This is a genomic window from Clostridium homopropionicum DSM 5847 (genome assembly GCF_001263795.1).
In the GTDB taxonomy this organism is placed as follows: Bacteria; Bacillota; Clostridia; order Clostridiales; family Clostridiaceae; genus Clostridium_H; species Clostridium_H homopropionicum.
This window is the reverse complement of the sequence record NZ_LHUR01000011.1, coordinates 157,272-183,974: the sequence shown is the minus strand read 5'-3', so window position 1 is coordinate 183,974 and position 26,703 is coordinate 157,272. Positions and strand designations below refer to the sequence as shown.

The following is a 26,703-nucleotide window of genomic DNA, read 5'->3' as shown; positions in this document are numbered from 1 at the left end:
AGCGATTAGAGATTTAAAAAGGAGGTGTTAGGGTGAAACTTCAAACTAAGTATCATGGCATTAGGGAATATGAAGAAAATGAGGTAATCACTTTCCAAAAAGGAATTCCAGGTTTTGAAACTCTTAAAGAGTTTATATTTTTCCCTGTGGAAGAAAATGAAGTATTTAACATTTTGCATGCTATAGAGGATGAAAGTGTTGGTCTTGTTGTCATATCACCATTTAATGTATTAAAGGACTATGAAATTGAAATAGATGAGGATTTGACTAATAGACTTAAGTTAAAAAAACCTGAGGATGTGCTAGTTTTAAATACGGTTACTGTAAGTTCTCAAATAGATAAAATAACGACTAATTTAAGGGCACCTATTATAATTAATATAAAAGAAAAATTAGGGGAACAAATAATATTAAACAATGATAAATACTCAGTAAAACAGCCATTGTTTAAGGAGGATGTTTAATGCTAGTTATTAAAAGGAAGCAGGGAGAGTCCTTGCTTATCGGAGATAATATAGAAATAAATATAGTAAGTTTAGAGAATGGATCTGTTAAATTAGCTATTAGTGCCCCTAAAAGTGTAACTATTTTAAGAAAAGAATTATATAAAGAAATTGAAGAAGAAAATCAAAAGGCAGTTAGTTTTGATTTATCAGCATTAAAAAATCTTAAGAAATAATTATAATAAATAAACTAAAGATATATTTTCAAAGGAATGAAAATATGAATATATTACGAAAAAGGAGTGTGAAAAATGGCTATAAGTATTTTAAGTCAAGGAAGACAGAATGCTTTAGACACAATAAATAATATTAATTTATCTTTTGGAGAAATAAATACAAATGAAAATGTGGAATTGCCTGTATTAAATAATGAATCTGCTAGTAAAGACCTAGACCATGGAGAAGAGAGATATAAAGAAGTTAATGAAAAGAATGTTAAGAGTGCTGTAGATAAGTTAAATAAGTTTTTACAAGGGGAAAGTACTTATGTACAGTATGAAAGACATGATAAATTTAGAAATGATTTTGTTATTAAAATAATTGATAAAAATACAAAAGAAGTAATAAGAGAACTGCCTCCTAAAAAAATATTAGATATGGTAGCTGAAATGTGCAAACTTGCAGGAGTAATTTTTGACGAAAAAGCGTAATAATGCAGGTGCTAGGTCCTAGGGCCTAGGTTCTAGGAAATTAGTATCTGGCACCTAGCACCTAGTACCTAAAAAAAGGGTGGTGTTTATATGGAATATAGATTAAATAAAATAGACACCGAAGTTAGACAAATTATAAATGATGCTACAAAAGAAGGCAAAGTGCACAACTATAAAGAATTGACTAAAGTTAATAAAGATGGCAGAAATAGTAGTCAAGATCAGGGTGGAAGCTTTAAAGAACAGTTAGAAAAATCTCAAAAAGAAAGAATAATGGTAAATGCCGTAAAGTTTCAAGAGATAAATGTTGATGCTTTGAAAGATGATTATATTGGTGAATTGAATCAAGGCAGATTTTTAGATACGAAACGTTAGTTGGTCAATAGCATGCAGACATAAATCAACCTGCATGCTAAAATTTTATTGAAAGTATTTATGGAAATATAAAGTAATAATTACTAATTACGATAAAAAGATTAATGAGACATATTTAGTGGGAGGTCTTAAAAATGAACACTAGTAATGCATATAGTGCATATAAGAATAATAGTATTAACTATGCTTCAAAGGAACAATTATTATTAATGCTTTTGGATGGAGCAGTAAAATATGCTAAAATCGCTAAACAAGCAATGATTGATAAGGATATTCAAAAAGCACATGATAATATAAGAAAGACACAAGATATATTTTATGAATTGATGATTACATTAGATGTAAACCAAGCTGGCGAATGGGGACAGCAGCTAATGAGTATATATGAATTTACTGTAAGAAGACTAGGAGATGCAAATATAAGAAAAGATGTACACATTATAGATGAGGTTTTACCTTTAATTGAAGATCTAAGAGATACATGGGAACAAGCTTATAAAATTTCTAAGGGAACCGAAGTAAAAAGATTAAGTTTCAATTCTAAGAGTTAGAAGGTGATAAAATGAGTAATATGCTTAGAATTACAGGTATGGCAACAGGTATGGATACAGATAACACAGTAAAACAATTGTTGAGTCCTTATAATGCTAGACTAGATAAGGTAAAGCAAGATAAACAGATTTTACAATGGAAACAAGAAATATATAGGGATTTGCTTGGTGCAATGAATGTATTTCAAAGTAGTTATTTTGATGTGCTGAAACCAGACACTTATATGCTTTCTAGTAATAGTTACAATACTTTTGATACAACTTATCCAACTTCTACTGACTCAGCAATAGTAACGGCAGTAGGTGGATCAGGTGCTTTAAATGGAAACTATATAGTTAAGGATATAACTCTTGCAAAAACAGCTTCAACAACTAATGATGGAGTGATTCAAACTATTAAACAAGCAACCAGCAATGTTGCTATAAAGCCAGTTATAGATGATTCTAATAAAACATTAAATGTAAATGGTACAGACATAACTATAGATAAAGCAACTTATGATAGTATGTCTGCATTAGCTACTAATATTAATAGTAAATTAAAGTCAGCAGGTATAACAAATGTATCTGCACAAGTTGCTACAGATGGAACTGGAATAAAATTTGCTCCAATTAAGGTTTTACATGAAGATGATCCTGATACTACTGCAATTAATGAAGACGAAACTCAAACTATAACAATTTTTGTAGATGGTCATGACTATGAGGTTCAACTGAAACCAGGAAATTATACTATGCAGCAAATGGCAGATAGTATAAATACGCAAATAGGAAATATTAAAGATGCTACTACAGGTGAAAGATTAATTGTAGATAAAGTTCAAGCAAAAGCAATATATGATGGAACTAACTCTAAGTTGATTTTTGAAAAATTGAATGCAACAAGTAGCGTTACAATTACAAATGGTACTGTTAATGATTATGTTATTGATGATACTCATAAAGATCCCGGGTTAACTTGGAATAGCATTGCTCTTACTGTAACAGGTAAGAATGGTGATGGAACCACTAACATAGCCGATAATAATTCTGATGCAAAAGATACTATGAAATTTAAAATTAAGATTGATGACAGCAATAAAACTTTAACTTTTAATTTTGCAGGAACTACAAAAACAATAACATTAGATTCAGGGGATTATGATTTAGGAAACGATACAACTGGTTTAATAAAAGCAATAAATGATAAAATAGGTGCAGACACAGATAAAATAAAAGCACAACTTTCCTGGGATGGTAATAAGATAGAGTTTGTGAATACGAGTCCAAGCTCACAAGTAACAGTAAATGGAACTGCTATGACTACACTAGGATTTCCTTCATCAACTACACAAATATATCCATCTTCCTACGATAAAATGGCAGGATTGCTGAGCAGCAATAGTAGTGGTATTTTATCGTTTACTGTTAACGGTAAAAAAATAACATATAATTTTTCAGGGGCAGATAAAAATAAAAGTATAAATGATATTCTTAATGATATATCAGCAAAAGCTGATGTGAAAACAAGCTACAGTGAAATTTCAAGAAAGTTCACTATAGAATCAAGCAATACAGGAGCAAATCAGGAACTTAAAATAGAATGGAATGATTCAGATACCTCAAGTAAAAATTTTTTAAACAGTATCTTTGGAGTTACAGGTACTGGAAGTTATCTTAAAAATGGTTCTGATGCAATTGTTACGATAAAGGATCCTAAAGGAAATAGTTCAACAATTTATCAATCTAAAAATAATTTCACAGTAGATGGTGTAACTTATAATTTACTTCAAGATACCCATAGTAGTGATCCTAATAAAGAGATGACTATAACATTAACACAGAATTCTACCAAGGCTTTTGATAAGATAAAAGATTTTGTAAGTAAGTATAATGATATTATTGATAAAATTAACACAAAGCTTACAGAAAAGTATGATAGAAACTATAAACCTCTCACAGATGATCAGAAGGAAGATATGAAGGAAGATGAAATTAAACAGTGGGAAGAGAAGGCAAAACAAGGATTATTAAAAAACGATAGTGACCTTCAGAATATGATGTATAGTTTAAGAAGTGCTGTGAATAAATCTGTAGAAGGTGTGGGTATTACATTATCAGATATAGGAATATCAGTTTCTTCTGATTATATGTCAGGAGGAAAATTAGTCATAGATGAAACTAAACTTAAAAGCGAATTATCAAACAAAGGAGATCAGATTGCTAGATTATTCACCAAGTCATCCACTAGTCAGCCCATATATAGTGCATCCTTAACTCAAGATCAAAGATTAACAAGAAATTCTGAAGAAGGTGTATTGCAGTCCATCAATGATATACTAAAAGACTATACAAGAACTATGGATGGTAAAGGATCTCTTGTTCAAAAGGCTGGTATTAAGGGTGATAGATCAGAGCTGGACAACTTATTATCAGACCAAGTAAAAGAGAAGGATAAAATCATAAAGGAAATGATTGCAAGTATTTCTGAAAAAGAAGACAGATACTATAAACAATTTGCTAGTCTTGAGGCCTATATGAATCAAATGAATGCACAATCAGCATGGTTGGCTCAGCAACTTGGAACTAGCAGTAACTAAATTGAGGTGTTTTGGTAATGGATTTAAGAGAAGCTTTAACCAAATACAAAAATTATACTTTACAGATTATAGAAAGTTCTGAAATGGAAGATTATGATCCTATTAGCGAATTATTAAATAAACGCCAAATTGTTATAGAGACAATTGGAGAGATGGACTATACTATTGAAGAGTTTTCGGTGATTGCAAATGAACTGCAAATTATGTTTTTTGAAAAAAGACTTAATGATGTAGTGATTGAGAAAAAAAATAAACTAAGAATCAAATTGGATAAGCTTTTAGAAAATAAAAATGCAAATAAAACTTACAATAAAAAATTCTATGTAGATGCGTTGTTTTTCAATAAAAAAATATAAAAAATAGTTTAAAAATAAGTATAAAGTATAAGGAAACAAATACGATAAATGAGTATCCTTAAAAAAGAAAAACTATGATGATCATCAAAGTTAATAAGGTAGAAGGCTAATAAGCTTACTATAAATAAGTAATAAGTATAGTACACAAGGAAGTGTGCTAAATAAAATTCAAGGAGGATTTTTTTATGATTATTAATCACAACATGAATGCTATGAATGCTCACAGAATGATGACTGGAAATACTGCATCAGCAGGAAGATCAATGGAAAAACTATCTTCAGGTTTAAGAATTAATAAAGCAGGTGACGATGCAGCTGGACTAGCTATCTCTGAAAAAATGAGAGCACAAATTAGAGGTCTTGATCAAGCTACAAGAAACTCTCAAGATGGTATCTCTATGGTACAAACAGCAGAAGGTGCGTTAAATGAAACACACTCTATTCTTCAAAGAATGAGAGAATTAGCAACTCAATCTGCTAACGATACTAACGTATCAGTTGATAGAGATGAAATTCAAAAAGAAATTAATCAGTTAACTTCTGAAATAAACAGAATAGGTAATACAACAGAATTCAATACTCAGAAAATACTTGATGGTGGTGCTTCTGCAAGTGGTGTAGCTCTTTCAAGCACAGAAGCAAGTGGTACTGCAGCAACAGGAGCTACTATTAAAGGATTGAATGCTACTGATTTAACTTCAGACTTTTCAGCTGCAACTGCTGGAGAAACTTTTACAATAACTATTGATGCAAAAGCATACAGTATTGATGGTGCTACAATGAAAGTGCTTTGGGGAGATGGTACAGGTAAAACTTCTGATGATCTTAAAACAACTTTATTAAATAACATGAAAGATGGTGCAACTGCTTTAGCAGAAGTAGCTAATATTAACGTAAGCGATGAGGGTATAATTTCATTTACTAATAAAACTGCAGGAACTGGTGAAACATTGCAAATTGATTTTGTATCAGCAGCAGATAATTTCCAAGATCTGTTAGGATTTGGAACAGCAGCTGCAACTATAACTATGACTGCTGATGGAACAGCAGTAGAAAATGCTGTAATTACAGGTAGCAAAACTGTTCAAAATACAGATAGTGTTACTGCATCAGATTGGGCAGGAAAAACATTTACTGTTAATCACAATGGAACTACAGCCAATATTACTTTAGGAGCTGATTTCTCGGGTGATTCTCTTGGTGAGTTGATTACTGAATTTAATGATGCATTTACGGCAACTTTTGGAGCAGATAAACCAACAATGGCTATTACAAGTGGTAAAATTACAATAACTTCTGATGTGTCAACAACTCAGATAGAAGATAGCGTTCAGCCATTTGTAAGCATTTCTGGAGATAATTTGGATGATTTATTAGGAGATTTTGTACCAGGATCATCTTCAACCGGAGGAACCTTCACTGCTAAGTTCCAAATAGGTTCAAATCAGGGACAAAGTTTCCAAATAGACATTAATGACATGAGATCACAGGCCCTAAAAATTTCAGGAACATCAGCTGGAGTAGATCAAGGTGTTGTAAGTGGAGCTAAGTTTGTATCAACAAAAGAAGTAACTGACGGTACAACAAATACAGGAACAGAATATGCTCTTGATGTATCAAGTCACGATAATGCTTCTGCAGCAATCAAAGTTATAAATAATGCTATCGAGACAGTATCTGCTCAAAGATCTTCCCTTGGTGCATATCAAAATAGATTAGAACATACAATAGCTAACCTTGGAACATCTTCAGAAAACTTAACATCAGCAGAATCAAGAATTAGAGATGTGGATATGGCTAAAGAAATGATGTCATTTAGCAAGAATAACATTCTTAGCCAAGCTGCACAAGCAATGCTTGCACAAGCTAATCAACAACCACAAGGAGTTCTTCAATTACTAAGATAATGAATAATCAGATATTTTAAAGAGAATGGGAAACCATTCTCTTTTTCATTAAAGAAACATCACTACTATACGATAATTGAAATATATTAAATGAACCGAGTAAAAGAGTAATTTTGAAAGGATGAATAAAGTATGAAACTTAGTGTATGTATGATAGTAAAGAATGAGGAAAAGAATCTAGATAGATGTCTCAATAGTCTTCAATATATAGTAAATAATTTACAAGCGGAAATTATAATAGTAGATACTGGTTCAGATGATAGAACAGTAGAAATTGCTAAAAAATATACAGATAAAGTTTATTTTCATAATTGGAATAATAATTTTTCAGAAATGAGAAATATATCAATAAGTTATGCAAAAGGTGAATGGATATTAATAATTGATGCAGATGAGGAAGTGGCTGATGGCAAAGACATTATAAAATTTCTTAATTCTAATGAAAGTAATTTTTATAAAACTGGTATATTAATAGTTAAAAATGTTTTTCGTAAAAATAATTTTGATACTTTTTCGCAATTAAAATCTCCAAGATTATTCAAGAGAGATAAAGAATTAAGGTATAAAGGAAGTATACATAATCAACCAGTTTATAAAGAGCCTATAATACAGATTAATTCAGAATTAATGCATTATGGATATATGAATGATGATAAAGAACTAATGGAGAAAAAATTTATACGTACTAGTAATATGCTGAAAAAAGAGTTGGAAAAAAATCCAAATCATATCTATTATAGATTTCAGTTATCTGTTTCATATGCTATGCATGATGATTTTAAGGATGCACTAGATGAAGCATTAATTGCATACAACTCTCTTTCAAAATTAACTAAGGAAGAGAAAAAAAATTATATGTATATATATAATCAATTAATAAAATGTTATTTAGTAAATAATAGATTTAGGGAAGCAGAAGATGTTTCTGCAGAATCTATATCTATAGATGAAAAAAATATAGATGGTTATTTATATTTAGGAAAATTACAATATGATAAAAATGATTTTAACAATTCACAAATAAATTTCGAAAAATACTTGTTATTAATTGACAAATATAAAAAATCCTTTTCTATAAAAGAAACAACTTCGGTTATATATACGTTAGATAAAGAATTCATTGCTCATGAAAGCCTTTTTAAAATTTATCTTGCTAAATCTCAATACGATCAAGCTTTTGAAATAATAAATAGAACAGAAAATACAAATGTTATTAAAGAAAATTTGAGAGATATTGTGAAAGTATTTTTGAATCTAGGGAAAATAAACGAGATAATAAAGTTTTATGATGACAAAAAAATAGAAAAGGATGAAGAATTATATAACAATTTTATCTTTTCAATAGAAGATAATATTAAACACTATTATACAAAAGATAACATGATTATATATACAAAATTTGCGAAGGATTCAACTAACTATGGTTTACTAAATAAAGTTAGAATTGCTTATTATGATAATTATAACACTTTGAATGACAGAATTAATGAATTGATTGGTAGACTTGATTTTAATAATTGTATAGATTTTTTTGGAGATTTATTTTATATAATGTTTAATTTAGGCAAAGCGGTAGAACAAATATTTTTAAATATAAGTGAAAAAAATTTAAATACATACCTTCAGTTTATAAAAGATCATCACGAGGATTCTAGAAAAGTTGTATTAGAATATTTAATGAGGCTTAGCTCAAATGAAGATTTTGCAATCATAAAAACAAGAAAGGTATTGCTAAGAACTGTATTGTCAATGGAAAATATAGATGATATGGAGTATTTAAAGATGTTTAAGGAGTATTTAACTTCTGGAATAAGTTATGTAGAGTTACTATATAATAAAAATATTTTAATAAATGAATTAATATATGATATGAAAAATGATGAAGAAATATTATTTTTATATATGTATAAGGCAGAAAGATTATATAAAGATAATGAATTACAATACATAAAATATTTGAGAAAAGCTTTAGAGAAAGTGCCTATGATGAAGAAAGGTATTGAACTTTTATTAGATGATGTAGTAGAGAAACATAATTCAGATAATGTTGAAATGGAAAAGCTTAAGATGCAGTTGAAAGAAAATGTAAAATCTTTAATCGAGCAAGAAAAAGTTACAGAGGCTAAATCTTTGATTAGTGAGTATGAGAAAATTGTACCAGACGATATTGAAATGGTTTTATTAAAATCACAGATAGCATTAATAAATTCTAATAGAGATAATGAGAGATATAAAATGTAAGCATAAGAAAATTAGAAGACTCTATTAAAATAAGTTAAATGTTGAAATTTCAATTAATATTTTATAAGAATTTATAAAATGAAAAAACTTAGAGCAGAAGGATATATTCTGTAAATCGAGGAGAATCAAATGTTAATAATAAGTTATAAAGCAAAGAAATTTAATAATGTGAAGAAATAATTAAATAGAGGGTATGAGTTGAATTGTATACTAGCACAATTTTTATGAGCTCCTATTATTGTAGGGGAAGAAAATTTAAAAGATATTCTTGGTTTAAAAGTTTATTCTGTATATTAGATAGTATATAAGACATTAATAGTTTTTGCAAATATTAACAAAAAAAGAAAGATAAGTAAAATTGTTAAAACGGAGGATTTTAAAAATATAAATTCTTTTGAAAAAACATGTATTTCTTAAAATATAGGATTAGGAATTACTGATAGTTTTATAACTCAAAATAAATTGTTTTATATTGATTTTGAGATTTGTGGAACAACTTATATTGGGAGAGAAGACATTGTAGTACTGTGTTCTAAAGAGTTACTTTTTAGTAAAAATAGATAAAGATTGCAGAAAGAAGGGATACATTGGATCAAGATATTAATAAAATAAAATCCGACATAAAAGAAAATATTAAAATATTAGTAGACAATGGAAATTTAACTGAAGCTAAGACATTAACTAATGAATATAAAAAAATAAATCCTAGAGATATAGAAATTTACTCAATAGATGCAGTAATTTCAATTATGGAAGGAAATCTAGAGACAGCAGAAAATATATTATTTAATGGACTAAAAATAGACCATAATAACTTTGATTTGTTATATAATTTAGGGTTTCTTTATGAAAGGCTAGGAAATGATTTTCAAGCAATTATTAATTATAAAAAAGCTTTGTTCTATGTTGAAAATGAAGATACTAAAAATGAATTGATTAAAATAATAGATAACATAGAATATAAAGAATACAGTGAAGATATTAAAAACAAAATTAGGACATATAAATCTCAAGTGGAAGAGTATGCAAGAAGGCAAATGCTTAATCCTAATGTAGTTTTAAATCCTGATGATTTTATAAAAAAAAGAAAAGTTGAGATAAAACAAAATATTAAGATATTATACGGAAGCATTGAAATTGCAAATCATATACACTCTTATTCACAAAAATTGCAGAGTATGGGCTATCAAGCTTTTTCTCTAAATTATTATCCAAATTATTTAGATTATAAAGTTGACTTTACTTTTGATGTAAAAAACCCGAAAAATAATGGTATTGCTAAAGAGAAAATTATACAAATAGCTGCTATGATGATTGCTGAATTTGATGTATTTCATTTTTTCTTTAATACTTCTTTAACATTAAATTATTCAGATTTAATTATATTAAAGATGTTAAACAAAAAAGTTGTAATGCATAATGTTGGTTCTGATGTAAGAATGTATTCGAAAGCAATAGGAGTAAATCCTTATTGGGGATTACTTTCAGACTCTTATTTTAAAAGATTAGATGAGGACATAACGGTAAAAAAAATAAGGTATATTTCTAAGCATATTTCTAATTGTATAGTAGCAGATTATGAGTTAAATGAGTATGTTAAAGAATATTATCCTAATATACATTTTGTGAAAATTCCAATTGACTTAGAACAGTATAAGGATACTAGTAACAATAATGGTAAAAATTCTAGACTTTTAATTGTACATGCTCCTACTAATCCAGAAGTTAAAGGAACAAAATATATATTAGACGCTATTGAAGAATTAAAAAAAATATATGAATTTGATTTTAAACTAATTAAAGGTGTTTCACATGAAGAAGCTAAGGAAATTTATAGAAGATCAGATATTGTTATTGATCAAGTTATACATGGCTATGGAGGATTAGCAGTAGAATGTATGGCTATGAATAAAGTTGTAATTTCAAATATTTGTGATTTTATGAAAAAGGGATATCCAGATGATTTACCCGTAGTTATAGCAAATACAAATAATATAAAAGAAGTAGTAGAAAAATTAATCAAAGACAAAGAGTTAAGAGAGAAAATTGGTAGTAGGGGTAGAGAATATGTAAAAAAATATCATGATGTCAATATTATTGTAAAACAGTTCTTGAAAATATATGATAATATCGAAAATAAAAAAATGTGAATTTAATTAGAGATGTACCTTTCAAGAGTCTGTCTACAGAGGATTTGAAAGATGTTGTTAAAGATAAGAAAAATGTTAATAAATTTTTAGCAACAATCAATAAAGATAAATATTCTGATGAAAATTTAAAGTATCTAGTTGAAGATATGTTACCTAAACAAATTATTATAGAAACTATAAGAGGATGCAATCTGAAATGCCCAATATGTCCACTGCAGTGGATAACAACTATAACAAAAGAGGCTTAATAAATGAAAATACTTTTGATAAGATAGTGAATGAACTTCCTAAAATGAATTCTATAGATTTATATATTATGTACGATGCAGGAGAACCTCTTTTAGATAAAAATCTCACTAATAGGATAAAAAACTTAGAAATAAAACCAATGCAACAATACTCATAGATTTAAATTTATTATTAGATATTGATCCATTTGCAATTGCAAAAAGTGGACTAAGTATTTTAGAAGCTGCTTTTGATGGATTTACAAATGAATCTTATTCTAAATATAGAATAAATGGTAATTTTGATAAAATAGTTTCTAATGTTTCAAGAATAGCAGCGGCAAAAAGAGTGATAAATTATAAGTATCCAATAATTAAAATAAAAACGATATTATTTAAGCATTTAATTAATGAAGTTGAAAATGCAATGAAGTTAGGAATAACTGCAGGCGGTGATGAAGCTGTATATCAACTTACTACAGCTTATAAAGAAAGCGGGGTTGACCCCAAAAAATGGATACCTAAAAAACAAGAATATAGTAGATATGATGTTAAGCAACTTTATAAAAATAATAAACTTGTTTTATATAAGAATAATTTTAAAAGGGAAACGAGGTGTGCAGGAATTTTGGGAACAATACCACCAGCTATAGATTTCGAAGGAAACATTTATCCATGTGGCCACTTGCCTAAAAGTGAAGAGTTTTGTAGTAAATGTTCTAGACCAACAAATGTATATTAAATTTGAAGAATATAATATTAAACCTTGGAGGATGAATTTATTTGAAAAGATATTTAATAACTGGGGCTACTGGTCTAATAGGAAGATATATTCTTAAATTAATTAATATAGATAGTGAAATTTATATTTTAAACAGAAATTCAAATGAAATAAATCAAAATATTAAAACAATACAAATTGATTTGGAAAAAGATTGGGATGAAAATCTCCTTCCTAAAAATATTGATACAGTTATTCATTTAGCTCAATCAGAGCATTATAGAGATTTTCCTGATTATTCTGAGAAAATTTTTAGTGTAAATACATTTAGTACATTAAAATTATTAGAATATTCTCGTAGAAATAATGTGAAAAATTTTATTTATGCATCTTCTGGTTCAGTTTATAATAATGTAAAAAGTGAACTAGAATCTATTTATTTTAATAAAGAGATGAGTTTCTATTCTGCTACAAAGATATGTTCTGAAATTCTTTGTGAAAACTATGAGAAGTATATGAATATAAAAACTTTAAGGTTTTTTTATGTATATGGATGTAATCAAAAAGAATCTATGCTTATTGCTAGACTGATATACAATATAAAAAATAGTATACCTATTTTTATTTCAGGTGATGAAGGTATACTAATTAACCCTATATATGCGGAGGATGCAGCAAAAGCTGTTTTATGTGCTGAACTCCTTAATAAAAGTGAAAAAATAAACGTTGGAGGAATGGAAATACTGAGCTTAAAATATGTTGCAGATAAAATTGGTGAAATATTAAATATAAAACCTAAGTATGTGTTTAATAAAGATTTACTAGCAGAAAATTTAACTGGGGATATAAGTAAGATGATTAAAATATTAGGAGAACCTCAAATACCATTTAATGATGGAATACGTTATGTATTGAAAGATGGAAATTTGTAAGCGAGGAGAACATTCTATGGACGAAAAAATAAAATTAGATGAGTATATTTGGAAAAAAAGAAATGAGATGTATAAGGAATGGAATAGAGTTTTACCTACGAACGAATTATTTTTTGATAGATGGGAAAAAGCAAAATGGCTTGATTTTGGTGAAGACACTACAATATATGACAGCAGTGTTGTTATGGGAGATGTTAGGGTAGGAAAGAAAGTATGGATTGGACCGTTTACTATGTTAGAAGCGGTAAGTGGTACGATTACAATAGGCGATTTTTGTAGTATATCAACAGGTGTTCAAATATATACTCATGATGCGGCAATGCACGCTGTAAGTGGAGGAAAAGTGGAATTTAAAAAAGGAGATGTATATATTGGACATAATACGTATATTGGAAGCATGACAATAATTAAGGAAAATGTTAGCGTTGGTAATCATTGTGTTATAGGAGCAAATAGTTTTGTAAATAGAAATATCGAAGATTATTCAATTGCAATTGGAACTCCAGCAAGAGTGGTTGGAAAAGTAGTAATTGAAAAAGATAATGTAAAATTTAAGTATTTTGATAAATAATTACAATAAAAATAAGCATTTATAAATCTTTAATTGGCTAATATAATGGATGCTTAGTTGGGAGGGAAAAATGTGTGGAATAGTTGGTATGTTAAATTTTGATAAAAAACCAATTTTAGAAAAAATGTTAAAAAAAATGACAAATTTATTAGCACATAGAGGACCAGATGATGAAAATATTTATATTAGCAAATATATTGGTTTGGGACATAGAAGATTATCAATTATAGATTTATCTTCATTAGGTAGACAACCAATGACAAGTGATGATGGCAGATATACAATTACATATAATGGGGAAATATATAATTTTAATGAATTAAGGCGTATACTAGAAAAAAAAGGACATAAGTTTAACACTAAAACTGATACAGAAGTTGTACTTAAATGCTATGAAATATGGGGTCACCAATGTGTACAATATTTTAATGGTATGTTTGCTTTTGCTATATGGGATAATTTAAATAAAGAACTTTTTTTAGCTAGGGATAGATATGGAATAAAACCTCTATATTATGCATTTATAAATAATACATTTGTATTTGCTTCAGAGCAAAAAGCTATAATAGGTTATGAAAGCTTTAAAAAAGATTTGGATTTAGAATGTTTATTGGAGTATTTTACTTTTCAAAATATTTTTACCGATAAGACTTTTTTTAAAGGAATTAAATTATTTCCACAGGGCAGTTGGTCTGTTATATCTGTAAATGACAAAATTGACAAATTAAACTTGGTAAAGTACTGGGATTTTAACTTTGTGGAAGAAAATACCAATGGAAAAGATGAAGAATATATTGAGGAATTAAACAGGTTGATTAAACAATCGGTAAAGCGACAATTAGTTGCAGATGTAGGTATAGGTTCATACTTAAGTGGAGGAATAGATTCGGGAGCTATTACATCTATAGCAGCTACCTTACTACCATATATAAAGACATTTACTTGTGGATTTGATTTAACTTCTGCATCTGGACTAGAATTGGGATTTGATGAAAGAGAAAAAGCTGAATATATGTCTTATTTATTTAAAACAGAACATTATGAAATGATTTTAAAAGCTGGTGATATGGAAAGAATTTTAAATAAGCTAGTTTATCATGTTGAGGAACCAAGAGTTGGTCAAAGTTATCCTAATTTTTATGCTGCACAACTGGCCTCTAAATTTGTAAAAGTAGTTCTCTCAGGAACAGGTGGTGATGAACTATTTGGTGGATATCCATGGAGATACTATAAGGCTGCTGTAAATGATAATTTTGAAGATTATATAGATAAATACTATTTATTTTGGCAGAGATTAATTCCAAATAAAGAAATTAGAAATGTATTTTCGCCAATTTGGAATAGTGTAAAACATGTATGGACTAGAGACATATTCAAGGATGTATTTCAAAACAATCAACCGTTATTAATGACACCTAAAGATTATATAAATAGTTCTATGTATTTTGAAGCAAAAACATTTTTGCATGGTCTTTTGGTAATTGAAGATAAAATAAGTATGGCTAATGGTTTAGAAACTAGAGTTCCACTATTAGATAATGATTTAGTAGACTTCGCAATGAAGCTACCAGTAGAACTAAAATTAAAAAACTTTTCAGAAACAATTCGTATTAATGAAAATGAAATTGGTTCTAAAACAGAAAAATATTTTAGTAATACAAAAGATGGAAAATTAATATTTAGAAAAACTATGGACAAGCTTATGCCTCAAGATATTCTAAATGGTAAAAAACAAGGCTTTTCAGCCCCGGATGCAAGTTGGTTTAGGGGTGAAAGCATAGAGTTTGTGAGAAAAAAAATATTAAATAAGTCTGCACGTATATATGAATATTTGGATTTTGGCGCAGTTAGTAAACTGATTTATGAACATTTAGAAGGAAAAAATAATAGGAGATTATTAATTTGGTCTTTGTTAAACTTTGAAATTTGGTGTGATAATTTTTTGTAATTTATAGCTAAAATAAGGAGGCATACACAGTTGGATAAATTCAAAAATACTATTTATATAACATTAGATGTGGATTGGGCATGTGATGAAGTTTTAAAAGAAACTATAAAGCTATTTAATAAAGAAGATGTTTCAGCAACTTTTTTTATTACACATCAAACGGATTTAATTACAGAGCTAAGAAAAAACTCAAAAATAGAATTAGGAATTCATCCTAATTTTAATCAAATAAGTGGAATTACTGATATGGAAAATTCCATAATTTATTTAAAGACAATCGTTCAAGAAGCTAAAAGTGTTAGAACACATTCTTTAATGCAAAGCTCAAACATTTTAGACTTATATCAAAAACAAGGATTAAAGTATGAAACAAATACATACATACCTTTAAGAAGTAATATTTTACTTAAGCCTTATTATCATTGGAATGGAATTTTACGAATCCCCTTTTTTTGGGAAGACGATGTTCATTGCTTAGATATTGAAAATGGAGATGAAAAAGATTGGGACGTTAATAGATTTATTGATTATGATGGAATAAAGGTATTTAATTTTCATCCCATACATTTATTTTTGAATACAGAAAATTTGCAGAGGTACAGAAAAGCTAAAGAATATTACCATGAGTCAGATAAACTAAAAGATTTTATAAATAAAGATTCTAATAATGGAGCAAGGGTATTTTTGGAAAATCTGATTCATGTTTCTAGAGAAAAAAGTATAAAATTTCAATGTATTTATAATATTAGTATGTAAATTGTTCAAGAAAAATAAAGTTAAATGCTAAAAGCTAAAAGCAATTTTAGTTGTTGATTTTAACATGGAAAGGAAATTATATATGAAAAAATCTATTTTTATTAATGCTATGTCTAGAAATGGTTCTAGTTTAATATTTCAACTGCTGGCTGGACATAAATCCATTTTTCTTTACCCACCAAGAGTTGAAGTGGCATGTTCAAAGCCAAGAGGGTGGCCATTTTTTGGATTTGAAAAAGTAAATGCATATGAATTTTGGGAAGTATTATCTAAAAAACATTTCACATTTGTTGGAGATAAATGGTACAATTTGCAACGAAAAAATATTTTAGATGATGAAAACATTGATTATTTTAAATTAAAGAATAATGTTTTAGATTTGTTTCAAAAAATAGGTACTAATGTTACAAAAGATAATCTTTATAAATTTTTCAATGCATATTGTGAAGGGTTTATTAATCTTTATTCTCAAAGCTGTAGCGAGCAATATTGTAATTCAAAATATATTGTTTATCAAGATGATCATCTTTATAATTTTGGACCGCAGAGTTTTTGTAACTGCAAAAATAACGCTTATTTTATTCAGGTTATTAGAAATTACATAGATGTTATTGCATCTAGAAAGAATATGTTGCTTCATCATTTAAAGTATATTGGTGATCCAAAGAATATGACTTTAAAAAAAGAAGTAATTGATGCTGAGTTAACAAGGTGTTTTTGGAATATTATTTGTGCTCATTTGAATTATGAATTTAATGATCAACATTATATTGTATTAAAATTTGAAAACTTACATAATGATAGACTGAATTCTATGTTACATGTATGTAATAAATTAAATATAGAATTTGATGATATACTACTAGAGGAAACGAAAACTAAATCAGACATATTGGTTATGAATGGATTGTTGCTTACCGAGTCATCATTAGCTAAGGTTTCTGATGGTAAATCTAATGATAGAATTAACTCATATAATAAAACTTTGAATGAAGATGAAATTAATAATATTAAGTACATAGAAAAAGGTTTTAATTATATAATGCCATTAGAAGTAGATGAATTAAATTTCTATAATGAAATTGAACGGTTTTATAAATTAAATGTACATGAAATAGAAAATAACCATATTTTATCAAGATGGGTAAGCTTATATAATGAAAATAGGTTTGATATTATAATGGAAGAATATAGTTCTTTAAATTATGGTAGTGCTAATGCTAAAGAGGCTTTTGTAATTTAAAGATTATTTAGAACTAATTAGAACTAAAATGTAAGAAATATTGGTTAGTAAATAATAATTTAAATTTGTAAGGGATGTGAGCAAATGTCAGCGTATTCAATTAATAAATTTCCAAATAGAATTACTATTGAATTGAATAATACATGTAATTTAGAATGTTCATTTTGTCCAAGAAATTTAGTGGATATGGAACTTGGATTTATGGAAGAAAAATTATTTTATAAAATTATAGATGAAGCAGCTAACAATTTACCAGTTGCCATAGTATTGTTTTTTAGGGGAGAATCTTTATTGCATCCTAAATTAGTAAAATTTATAAGTTATGCCAAGAAGAAGGGGATAGGCCCGATTCAATTGGCTTCGAATGGGTTGTTATTAGATAAAAAATTATCAGAAGAATTGATTGAATCAGGCATAGATTTCATTTCTTTTAGTTTAGATACTATAAAAGAGGAAATATATTCAAAAACTAGAAAAAATGGAAATTTAAATAAAAGCATAGAAAATATCGTATATTTTTGTGAAAAATGTAAAAACGCTAAAAAAAACAGTAGAGATATTCCAGAAATTCAGATTTCAACTGTAGATATTGAAGAATATAAAAAAGATCAAGAAGCATTCATTGAATTTTGGCTAAAACATGTAGATAAGGTAAGAGTATATGTAGAACATAGTAACAATGGAAATCTTGGAAGTATTTCAGAAGAAATATTAAAATATGATAAAAGAATGCCGTGCCGTAAAGTTTATCAAGACATGGTTGTTTATTGGAATGGTGATATAGCATTATGCAATCACGATTGGAATAATAAATTAGATTTGGGAAATGTAAAAGAAAATTCTATTGAGAATATATGGGATTCAATACAGTATAAAAAAGTAAGAAAAATGCACGAAGAAAATGATTATACTGGAGAGATAGTATGCAAAAATTGTGATCACTGGAAAATGTACTATATAGATGAAGGAATGATAGGCAAGATTTATTCAAGAGTAGAATAATCTTGATAAAATTATTATAGAGGATGAAATTTTTGTGATGAAAAACGGATTTGTTTATTGGATTACGGGGCTTTCAGGTGCGGGGAAAACCACTATTGGAAAGTTATTATATGAGAAACTAAAAGAAAACAAGAATAATATAGTTTTCCTGGATGGTGATATTTTAAGGGAAGTATTTGGATGTGATCTCGGATATTCAGCAAATGATAGAAAGAAAAGTGCTATGAGAAATTCAAGGCTTTGTAAGGCTCTTTCTGATCAAGGGATAGATGTGGTTTGTTCTACTATATCAATGTTTAATGAATGTAGAGAGTGGAACAAACAGAATATAAAAAATTATAAAGAGATTTATATTAAAGTACCTATGGATATATTAATTATGAGAGATCAAAAAGGGCTTTATAGCAGGGCAATAAAAGGTGAAATTAAAAATGTTATGGGTATAGATATAGAGTTTGAGGAACCGAAAAACTCAGACATTATAATATTAAATGATGGTAGTGTTGATCCAATAAAAATTGTAAGCAAAATTATAGAACTAGTTAAGGAGTGTTAATATGAAGCATGGAGATTTTACTGAGTTAGCAAAGTTTTATAGTGCAAGACCAGGATATTCGGAAAGAGTATTAAGAGTATTAGGAAGTTATATTGGTTGTTATAAAGAAAATTTTAAATTTGCAGATGTGGGTGCAGGAACAGGTAAGTTAAGCAAAAATCTTCTTGATATTGGATTAAAAGGTATTTGTGTAGAACCTAATGATGCTATGCGCGAAGAAGGAATTAAGGAATTAAGTAATTATGGTGATTCAATTAAATGGATGAGCGGAAGTGCAGAGAATACTAATGTAGAAGATACTTCAGTTGATTGGATATTTATGGCATCTTCATTTCACTGGACAGATCATAAGTTAGCATTAAAAGAATTTCATAGAGTATTAAAGCCAGGAGGCTTTTTTACTGCATTATGGAATCCAAGAGACATTGATAAGAGTACAATAAATAAAGAAGTTGAAGAAATAATATATAAAATTGTACCAAATTTAAAAAGAGTTTCTTCAGGTTCTAAAAAAAATATGGATGATATTGAAGAAAAATTGCTTTCTACCGAATATTTTGATGATTTAATATTTTGTGAAGCATCTCATATAGAAATTATGGATAAAGAAAGATATTTACAAGTTTGGCGTTCGGTTAATGATGTACAAGTTCAGGCTGGACCAGATAAATTTAAAATAATAATGAGTGAAATTGAAAAGCTAGTAGAGAAAATTGACAAAATAGAAATACCATACAAGACAAGAGCATGGACAGTACGAGCAAAGTAAGGTGATTATTATATGTATTTTGGTACTAAATCAGAAACGTTGGAAAATCTTTCAAAAATAATTAAATCAGCAAATGTTTTACCTCAAGTACGACTAAGTGTAAAAGAATGGATGGACAATTCAGGTGAAGTAATAAAAAGAATATTGAAAAACAATTGGAATGAAATTGATTTAATAGTTAGAAGTAGTGCCATAAATGAAGATTCTTCTAGTGAATCTTTAGCAGGACATTTTTTATCAATTACTGATGTTAAAGGTGTTGATAATTTAAAAGAATCAATAAATAAAGTTATTGCTTCTTTTAAAGATAATAATGGAGGCAACCAAGTTTTTGTACAGCCTATGCTTAAAAATGTAATAATAAGTGGTGTAGCATTCAGTAAAGATCCTAATACTGGGGGAAATTATATAGTTATAAATTACGATGATACTACAGGATCTACGTCTTCGGTAACTTCTGGTAGCTCAAATAATACGAAGGTTTGTTATCACTTTAAGGGATATAACAAGGTATACAACGAAAACCTAAGCAAGGTTATAAATATGATCTATGAGTTAGAGAATATTTTTAAAAGTGATAGCTTAGATATTGAATTTGCCATAACAAAAGATAGCAATGTTTATTTATTACAAGTTAGACCATTATGTATAAATAGCGTAAATGAAGAAATTGCTTGTACAGTAGATTGTATGGAAAATGTTACATTAAATAAAGTTTTAGAAAGTATAGAAAAGAAATTCAAAGTACTAAATACAAGGCATCCTTATTTATATGGTAAAAGGACAGTTTTGGGAGTAATGCCTGATTGGAATCCAGCTGAAATAATAGGAATAAGACCTAAAAATTTAGCACTTTCCTTATATAAAGAAGTTGTTACGGATAATATATGGGCATATCAAAGAAATAATTATGGATATAAAAACTTAAGAAGTTTTCCATTAATGATTAATTTTGGAGGATTGCCTTATATAGATGTAAGAGTTAGTTTTAATTCTTTTTTACCAGCAACATTAGAAGATGATTTGAGTGAAAAGCTTGTAAATTATTATATTGATAGATTAGTTGAAAATCCAAGCTTACATGATAAAGTAGAGTTTAGAATAATCTTTTCATGCTATACCTTAGATATTCAGGAACGAATAAAAGTTCTATTGGATTATGAGTTTAAAGAAGAAGAATGTGCGAAGATATGTGATAGCCTGAGATATCTGACTAATAAAATTATAGATGGTAAAGATGGATTATGGAAAAATGATATTGAAAAGATTAAAAGATTAGAAAAACGTAGAGAAGAAATAATAAGTAGTTCGCTAGATAAGGTATCAAAAATTTATTGGTTATTAGAAGATTGTAAAAGATATGGAACACTTCCTTTTGCAGGACTTGCAAGAGCTGGATTCGTAGCTGTTCAAATGTTAAAGTCATTAGTCAGTATTGGTATATTGTCAGAAAAAGACTATGAAAGGTTTATGGGTGACTTAGACACTGTAAGTTCAAATATGTCAAAGGATTTTGAAAACTTAAGTAAAAAAGCATTTATAGAAAAGTACGGACATTTAAGACCAGGAACATATGATATTTTATCCTCTAGATATGATGAAGCACCTAATAAATATTTTGATTGGAATTTTCAAGAAAAGAATAAAAGTGGTGATGATAAGAGATTTGTTTTGTCATTAAAACAATTAAATAAAATAAAAGAACTTTTGGAGAAGCATAATTTAGTACAAGATGTTTTAGGGCTTTTTGATTTCATTAAAATAGCTATAGAGGGCAGAGAGTATTCGAAGTTTATATTTACAAAGAGTTTAAGCGATGCTATTACTTTATTTAAACAACTAGGAGAAGAAAATGGATTTAGCGTTGAGGATTGTGCTTATTCAGATATAAATATTATAAAGACATTATATTCTTCATCAGAAAACGTAAAGAAAATTCTTTATAATAGTATAGCTTATGGAAAGAGTTCTTATGAAACAACAAAACAAATAGTTTTACCTCCTTTAATCATTAAAGAGAAAGATATATGGACTTTTAATCAACCGAGCCTTGAACCTAATTATATAACTTTGAAAAATGTTACAGCAAAAGTAACTTTTTCAGATAAGTCAAAAGATTTAAATGGAGGAATCTTATTTATACCAAGTGCTGATCCGGGATATGATTGGATATTTTCACATGAAATAGCTGGATTTGTAACTATGTATGGAGGAATGAATTCACATATGGCTATAAGAGCAGGTGAACTAGGTATACCAGCAGTAATAGGAGCAGGAGAAGTCCTTTACAATAAATGGAATAAAGCAAAACTGCTATATATAGATTGTGCCAATAAAAAGGTGGAGATTTTGAAATGAAGCTAATTGGTGTAACTCAAAGAGTAGACTTTATAAAAGAATATAATGAAAAAAGAGATTCCATTGATCAAAAGTGGATTGAATTTTTAAATCAGTGTAATTTAACGCCTATTTTACTACCAAATAACTTAGAAGTAGTAAAAAATATCATTTCTTCACTTAAACTTCAAGGAATGTTGTTTACTGGGGGAAATAGTCTTATAAAATATGAAGGAAATTCCCTAGAAAGAGATAATGTAGAAAAATTTTGCATGGATTTTTCTATAGAGAATAATATACCTTTATTAGGGGTTTGTAGAGGTATGCAATTTATACAAGACTATTTTGGTATATCCTTAGAAAAAGTAAATGGTCATATAAGTAATAGTCAGCAAATTATTCTTAATGGCAAGGTAGAAACGGTTAATAGTTTTCATAATTGGGGTAGTAAAAAGTCTAATAATGAATTACTTGTGACAGCTATGGCTACTGACGGTGTAATAAAAGCTATAAAACATGTAAAATACAATGTTTTAGGGATAATGTGGCACCCAGAGAGGATTTATCCATTTTCTAAACGAGATATTAATTTATTTAATGATTTTTATAAATAAACTATTTTTAAGATTGGAGAATTTATTTTATGAAAGCAATAATATTAGCAGCAGGAAGGGGTAGTCGTTTAGGGGATATAACTAATGATCATCCTAAATGTTTAACTGAATTGTTCGGCAAAACTTTATTAGATTGGCAGATAGAAGCACTGAATTGTGCAGGCATTAGCGAAATTGCCATAGTTCGAGGATATAAGAAAGAAAAAATTGATATTTCAAATGTAATTTATTTTGATAATAATAACTGGGATAAAACTAATATGGTTATGTCATTATATGAAGCGGATGAATGGCTGCAGAAATATGAATGTATTGTTAGTTATTCTGATATTATTTATAAATCAAAGGTAATTGATTTGTTAAAAAATAATGATTCAGATATTAGTATAACATATAATACTAATTGGCTTAAGCTTTGGAGAGTGAGATTTGATGATCCTTTATCAGATGCTGAAAGTTTTAAAATTAATTCTAAAGGAATTTTAGTAGAGATAGGTAAAAAGACAAGTGCAGTAAGTGAAATACAAGGTCAATATATGGGAATATTAAAAATTAAACCAGATGGATGGAAAAATATAAAAAAATATATAGATGGCTTATCTGAGCAGGACAAAAATAGTTTAGATATGACAACATTGCTCAATAGGCTTATTGAGAAAGGAATTAATATTTATGCAATACCAAGTGATGAACAATGGCTTGAGGTAGACAGCAAAGAAGATTTAAATTTATATAAAAGATTATTCAAAGTATTTTAGTAAAATCTTATATGAATTCTATGGACATACACATTACTCCAGAGGATGAAACTGTTAACCTACAAATAGGAAATTATTGTTCTATTGCTTATAATATATTAGTATTAATAAATAGAAACCACGATTATAAATCTATAGCAACCTCTTCAGTAGGAGTGTTAAACTTTAAAGATAAAAGAATAAAACAAAAAGGTCAAATAATAATAGGAAACGATGTTTGGATTGGTAATAAGGAATGATTTCAAAAAGATATAGATAAATTTATTAATAAGTTTTATGATAAAAAAACTCTACCTAAAGGTATTATTATAGAAAAGAAGAAAAAATCTATATTATTTATACCAGATTTTTATGAACCATACCCTATATGGAAAAAAGTTATTAGTGAATATGTTTAGTAAGTATACAAATAATGATGATATAACATTGATTTTAAGAATACCACAAGACATAAATTTTGAAAATAATATTAAATTGATAGAAAAATTAATTACAGGTATTAATGATTCACCAGATATATTAATTTTAAACGATATTTTGGATGATAATAGAAGAGAATGATAAAATACTATAATGAGCATCAATGGCTAAATTAGTAGCTGTTTGTGCTCATTTTTACTTTGGATTATAACTCTATTATTTATAAGTTTTAATATTTCTTTTCGTCTGTTTAAAAATAACTGCATATGTTAAAATATATAGTAAGAGGCACGATTAATAGTTTAAATAATATCCCGCAGGAATTACGATGAAGAATTGAATTAATAAAAGAATTTATGGAGAGTGAAGATTATGCTATTTAATAGGAGTAAATCTTATGAAGATATAAATCCAGCATTAAATGCTAAAAAATTAATAAAGCTTGTTAAGAACTTATTACCAGATGTTGTGTTTAATATGGCTAATCTAGAAGGGAATCCATTTACTTATCCTGAAGTACAAACCTTACTTGATGGAATTACTATAGGGGGACATAAGTTAAGTGATGAGCATCAGATTTTAAGGATTAGAAATGGTTGGAATTATTTATTTGAAGTAATAATTCAAGATAGTACATCTATTGATATTAATACATTCAATAAATTTAATGACATAGTTGCAAAAGATGAAGCTTTAATTAGTGGTACATTTAGAACTGGTCAAGTAAGAATAGCAGGTACAGAGTTTATACCACCACAGGCGGAAGAACTAGAAAACATTTTTAAAAGTGAATTACCAATATTAATAGAAAGATGTAAAAGTAAAACCGATTTAGCTTTTGAAATATTTCTATGGGGTGCTTTAAATCAATTTTACTATGATGGAAACAAAAGAACTGCTAGATTAGTGGCTAATATGATTTTAATATCTAATGGTCAAGGAGTATTTAATATAAAAGCAAAACATAAATTACAGTTTAATACATTGATGATTGATTTTTATAACACAAGAGAAGCTGATAATGTATTTGAATTTTTATGTAATAATTGTCTGGAAAGATATTAGTTGACGTATGTGCATATTAATAAATACGATGTGCCAAATATTGTCTTTATTATTTTACAATTTATTGATATACTTAAATTATAAATTAAGTATAAATTAATAGTAAATTAAATTTAAGTATTGGGAGGAATCCTCTTGAAAGACACTAAAATAGAAGTAAAATTAGAACAGATTAATAAAATAATTAATGAACTAACAAAAGTAAAATTTATTTGTTACGATGAAAATATTGTGAAAAGTATAGATAAGCTTATAAAGTATATAGATATGGATATTCTACATAATAGAGATTTAAAGGAAAAAATTCTTGATCAAATATATAGTGAGATGCAAGCAATGAAATCAGTAGATGAAGGATTGAACGCAAGCTTATATATACTATACCAGGAACTTAAAAATGATAGAATAAATATTACTGAGGCCGTAGAAAGATTTGATTTAATTTTAAAGACTATAGAATATATGTAATGTATAAAGTTAAGCAACAATTATTCGATAACTTATTGTATGAAATTATAATCGTGGAGTGAGTGATGAAATGAGATTAATGTATAATTTAGAATCTCTTAACATATATAGAGAACATAATAAAGTTCTTGCAAGACAGAGCAATGCCCTTGAAAGTATATCTTCTGGATATAAAATTAATAGGGCTAAGGATGATCCTAATGCTCTTGCCAGCAGTGAAAAAATGAGAATTCAATTAAGAGGACTTCAAATGGCACAAAGAAATTCACAAGATGGTGTTAGTATGTTGCAAACAGCAGAAGGCGCTTTGGATAGTGTTACTTCTATGTTACAGAGAATAAGGGAGCTAACAGTACAAGTAGGAGGAGCAACAAATCCAGATGATAGAAATATAATTCAACAAGAGATAAATCAGATGATTGAAGGTATTGATACTACTATTAATAATTCAGAATTTAATGGGGTAAAGCTTTTAAATGGCAGCTTAAATGAGAGTATATCAATGCCGGTAGGGGCGAATGTAGGCGAAAATGTTGAAATACCTGTTTATGATTTAACCAGTAGTAGCTTGCCAAGCAATATTGATCCAGAGTTAAGTTTAAGTAAATTATTTGATAAGGCCAGTGATGAGACTGATGGCCTTAATGTACTTGGTATCGATAAGGCATTATCTATTATTGATTTATCTATTGAAAAGATTAATAAAGTGAGAAGTAAATATGGTGCATTAGAAAATAGATTTGAAAGTACATATACAAAAATAGGAGAAATTCACGATTCTATTGTTGGTGCTGAAAGCAAGGTTAGAGATGCAGATATGGCAGAAGAAATGATGAATTACACAAGAGATAATATTTTAATTGAGGCTGGTAATGCAATGATGGTTCAATCAAATAAAATACCTCAAGATGTTTTAAGAATTTTAGAAAATGTTAAAGCAAGATAAAATAAAAAAGAATATAATTGGAACTGTAGAACGAAGGTTTTGCAGTTTTTTTATTTCC

General features: G+C 27.9%; 29 protein-coding genes. All 29 read left to right on the top strand.

Annotated features, from left to right (window positions below):
• Positions 1 to 32: 32 nt before the first annotated feature.
• Positions 33 to 464, top strand: a complete 432-nt coding sequence (gene fliW / locus CLHOM_RS03120; RefSeq protein WP_052220227.1) for a flagellar assembly protein FliW — start codon at positions 33 to 35, stop codon at positions 462 to 464.
• Positions 464 to 679: a carbon storage regulator CsrA gene (gene csrA / locus CLHOM_RS03115; protein ID WP_052220226.1), complete on the top strand. Its 216-nt coding sequence runs from the start codon at positions 464 to 466 to the stop codon at positions 677 to 679. The genes fliW and csrA overlap by 1 nt, the downstream gene beginning before the upstream one ends.
• Positions 680 to 754: 75 nt before the next feature.
• Positions 755 to 1,153 carry a flagellar protein FlaG gene (locus CLHOM_RS03110; RefSeq protein ID WP_052220225.1) on the top strand — a complete coding sequence of 133 codons (399 nt, stop codon included), beginning with the start codon at positions 755 to 757 and terminating at the stop codon, positions 1,151 to 1,153.
• Positions 1,154 to 1,243: 90 nt separating this feature from the next.
• Complete coding sequence (locus tag CLHOM_RS03105) at positions 1,244 to 1,528, top strand: hypothetical protein (protein ID WP_052220224.1); 285 nt, start codon at positions 1,244 to 1,246, stop codon at positions 1,526 to 1,528.
• A gap of 134 nt (positions 1,529 to 1,662) precedes the next feature.
• On the top strand, positions 1,663 to 2,079 hold the full coding sequence (gene fliS / locus CLHOM_RS03100; RefSeq protein ID WP_052220223.1) for a flagellar export chaperone FliS: 417 nt from the start codon (positions 1,663 to 1,665) through the stop codon (positions 2,077 to 2,079).
• Positions 2,080 to 2,090: 11 nt separating this feature from the next.
• Entirely contained in the window at positions 2,091 to 4,658 is a 2,568-nt protein-coding gene (fliD, locus tag CLHOM_RS03095; protein WP_052220222.1) for a flagellar filament capping protein FliD, read from the top strand.
• 17 nt (positions 4,659 to 4,675) lie between these two features.
• Positions 4,676 to 5,014 carry a flagellar protein FliT gene (locus CLHOM_RS03090; protein WP_052220221.1) on the top strand — a complete coding sequence of 113 codons (339 nt, stop codon included), beginning with the start codon at positions 4,676 to 4,678 and terminating at the stop codon, positions 5,012 to 5,014.
• Positions 5,015 to 5,199: 185 nt separating this feature from the next.
• A complete protein-coding gene (locus tag CLHOM_RS03085; RefSeq protein WP_052220220.1) occupies positions 5,200 to 6,921 on the top strand; it encodes a flagellin N-terminal helical domain-containing protein in 1,722 nt (573 codons plus the stop codon).
• Between the two features lie 132 nt (positions 6,922 to 7,053).
• Entirely contained in the window at positions 7,054 to 9,162 is a 2,109-nt protein-coding gene (locus CLHOM_RS03080) for a tetratricopeptide repeat-containing glycosyltransferase family 2 protein (RefSeq protein ID WP_052220219.1), read from the top strand.
• Positions 9,163 to 9,749: 587 nt separating this feature from the next.
• Positions 9,750 to 11,312: a glycosyltransferase family protein gene (locus CLHOM_RS03075; RefSeq protein ID WP_052220218.1), complete on the top strand. Its 1,563-nt coding sequence runs from the start codon at positions 9,750 to 9,752 to the stop codon at positions 11,310 to 11,312.
• A gap of 44 nt (positions 11,313 to 11,356) precedes the next feature.
• Positions 11,357 to 11,560 (top strand): hypothetical protein, encoded by a 204-nt coding sequence (locus CLHOM_RS18115; RefSeq protein WP_161803193.1) that lies wholly within the window; start codon positions 11,357 to 11,359, stop codon positions 11,558 to 11,560.
• A complete protein-coding gene (locus CLHOM_RS03070; protein ID WP_052220217.1) occupies positions 11,509 to 11,718 on the top strand; it encodes a hypothetical protein in 210 nt (69 codons plus the stop codon). The genes CLHOM_RS18115 and CLHOM_RS03070 overlap by 52 nt, the downstream gene beginning before the upstream one ends.
• Before the next feature lie 170 nt (positions 11,719 to 11,888).
• Complete coding sequence (locus tag CLHOM_RS03065) at positions 11,889 to 12,281, top strand: hypothetical protein (RefSeq protein WP_052220216.1); 393 nt, start codon at positions 11,889 to 11,891, stop codon at positions 12,279 to 12,281.
• Between the two features lie 41 nt (positions 12,282 to 12,322).
• Entirely contained in the window at positions 12,323 to 13,192 is an 870-nt protein-coding gene (locus tag CLHOM_RS03060; protein WP_052220215.1) for an NAD-dependent epimerase/dehydratase family protein, read from the top strand.
• Between the two features lie 16 nt (positions 13,193 to 13,208).
• Positions 13,209 to 13,763, top strand: coding sequence for an acyltransferase (locus CLHOM_RS03055; RefSeq protein WP_052220214.1), 555 nt, complete (start codon positions 13,209 to 13,211; stop codon positions 13,761 to 13,763).
• 70 nt (positions 13,764 to 13,833) lie between these two features.
• On the top strand, positions 13,834 to 15,711 hold the full coding sequence (gene asnB, locus CLHOM_RS03050; RefSeq protein ID WP_052220213.1) for an asparagine synthase (glutamine-hydrolyzing): 1,878 nt from the start codon (positions 13,834 to 13,836) through the stop codon (positions 15,709 to 15,711).
• 30 nt (positions 15,712 to 15,741) lie between these two features.
• A complete protein-coding gene (locus CLHOM_RS03045) occupies positions 15,742 to 16,467 on the top strand; it encodes a polysaccharide deacetylase WbmS family protein (protein WP_052220212.1) in 726 nt (241 codons plus the stop codon).
• Positions 16,468 to 16,549: 82 nt separating this feature from the next.
• Complete coding sequence (locus CLHOM_RS03040; protein WP_052220211.1) at positions 16,550 to 17,710, top strand: sulfotransferase; 1,161 nt, start codon at positions 16,550 to 16,552, stop codon at positions 17,708 to 17,710.
• An 84-nt stretch (positions 17,711 to 17,794) separates the two neighbouring features.
• Positions 17,795 to 18,712 (top strand): radical SAM/SPASM domain-containing protein, encoded by a 918-nt coding sequence (locus tag CLHOM_RS03035; protein WP_052220210.1) that lies wholly within the window; start codon positions 17,795 to 17,797, stop codon positions 18,710 to 18,712.
• 37 nt (positions 18,713 to 18,749) lie between these two features.
• On the top strand, positions 18,750 to 19,268 hold the full coding sequence (gene cysC, locus CLHOM_RS03030; RefSeq protein WP_052220311.1) for an adenylyl-sulfate kinase: 519 nt from the start codon (positions 18,750 to 18,752) through the stop codon (positions 19,266 to 19,268).
• Position 19,269: 1 nt separating this feature from the next.
• Complete coding sequence (locus CLHOM_RS03025) at positions 19,270 to 20,037, top strand: class I SAM-dependent methyltransferase (RefSeq protein WP_052220209.1); 768 nt, start codon at positions 19,270 to 19,272, stop codon at positions 20,035 to 20,037.
• A 12-nt stretch (positions 20,038 to 20,049) separates the two neighbouring features.
• Entirely contained in the window at positions 20,050 to 22,395 is a 2,346-nt protein-coding gene (locus tag CLHOM_RS03020; RefSeq protein WP_052220208.1) for a PEP/pyruvate-binding domain-containing protein, read from the top strand.
• Positions 22,392 to 22,988, top strand: coding sequence for a gamma-glutamyl-gamma-aminobutyrate hydrolase family protein (locus tag CLHOM_RS03015; protein WP_052220207.1), 597 nt, complete (start codon positions 22,392 to 22,394; stop codon positions 22,986 to 22,988). Before CLHOM_RS03020 ends, CLHOM_RS03015 begins: the two co-directional genes overlap by 4 nt.
• Positions 22,989 to 23,017: 29 nt before the next feature.
• Positions 23,018 to 23,746, top strand: a complete 729-nt coding sequence (locus CLHOM_RS03010) for a phosphocholine cytidylyltransferase family protein (RefSeq protein ID WP_052220206.1) — start codon at positions 23,018 to 23,020, stop codon at positions 23,744 to 23,746.
• 11 nt (positions 23,747 to 23,757) lie between these two features.
• Positions 23,758 to 23,985 (top strand): LbetaH domain-containing protein, encoded by a 228-nt coding sequence (locus CLHOM_RS03005; RefSeq protein ID WP_052220205.1) that lies wholly within the window; start codon positions 23,758 to 23,760, stop codon positions 23,983 to 23,985.
• A gap of 145 nt (positions 23,986 to 24,130) precedes the next feature.
• Complete coding sequence (locus CLHOM_RS18265) at positions 24,131 to 24,307, top strand: hypothetical protein (protein ID WP_161803192.1); 177 nt, start codon at positions 24,131 to 24,133, stop codon at positions 24,305 to 24,307.
• A 231-nt stretch (positions 24,308 to 24,538) separates the two neighbouring features.
• A complete protein-coding gene (locus tag CLHOM_RS02995) occupies positions 24,539 to 25,231 on the top strand; it encodes a Fic family protein (protein WP_052220203.1) in 693 nt (230 codons plus the stop codon).
• 135 nt (positions 25,232 to 25,366) lie between these two features.
• On the top strand, positions 25,367 to 25,699 hold the full coding sequence (locus tag CLHOM_RS02990) for a hypothetical protein (RefSeq protein ID WP_052220202.1): 333 nt from the start codon (positions 25,367 to 25,369) through the stop codon (positions 25,697 to 25,699).
• Positions 25,700 to 25,769: 70 nt separating this feature from the next.
• Entirely contained in the window at positions 25,770 to 26,645 is an 876-nt protein-coding gene (locus CLHOM_RS02985; protein WP_052220201.1) for a flagellin N-terminal helical domain-containing protein, read from the top strand.
• The last annotated feature ends 58 nt before the right edge of the window (positions 26,646 to 26,703 follow it).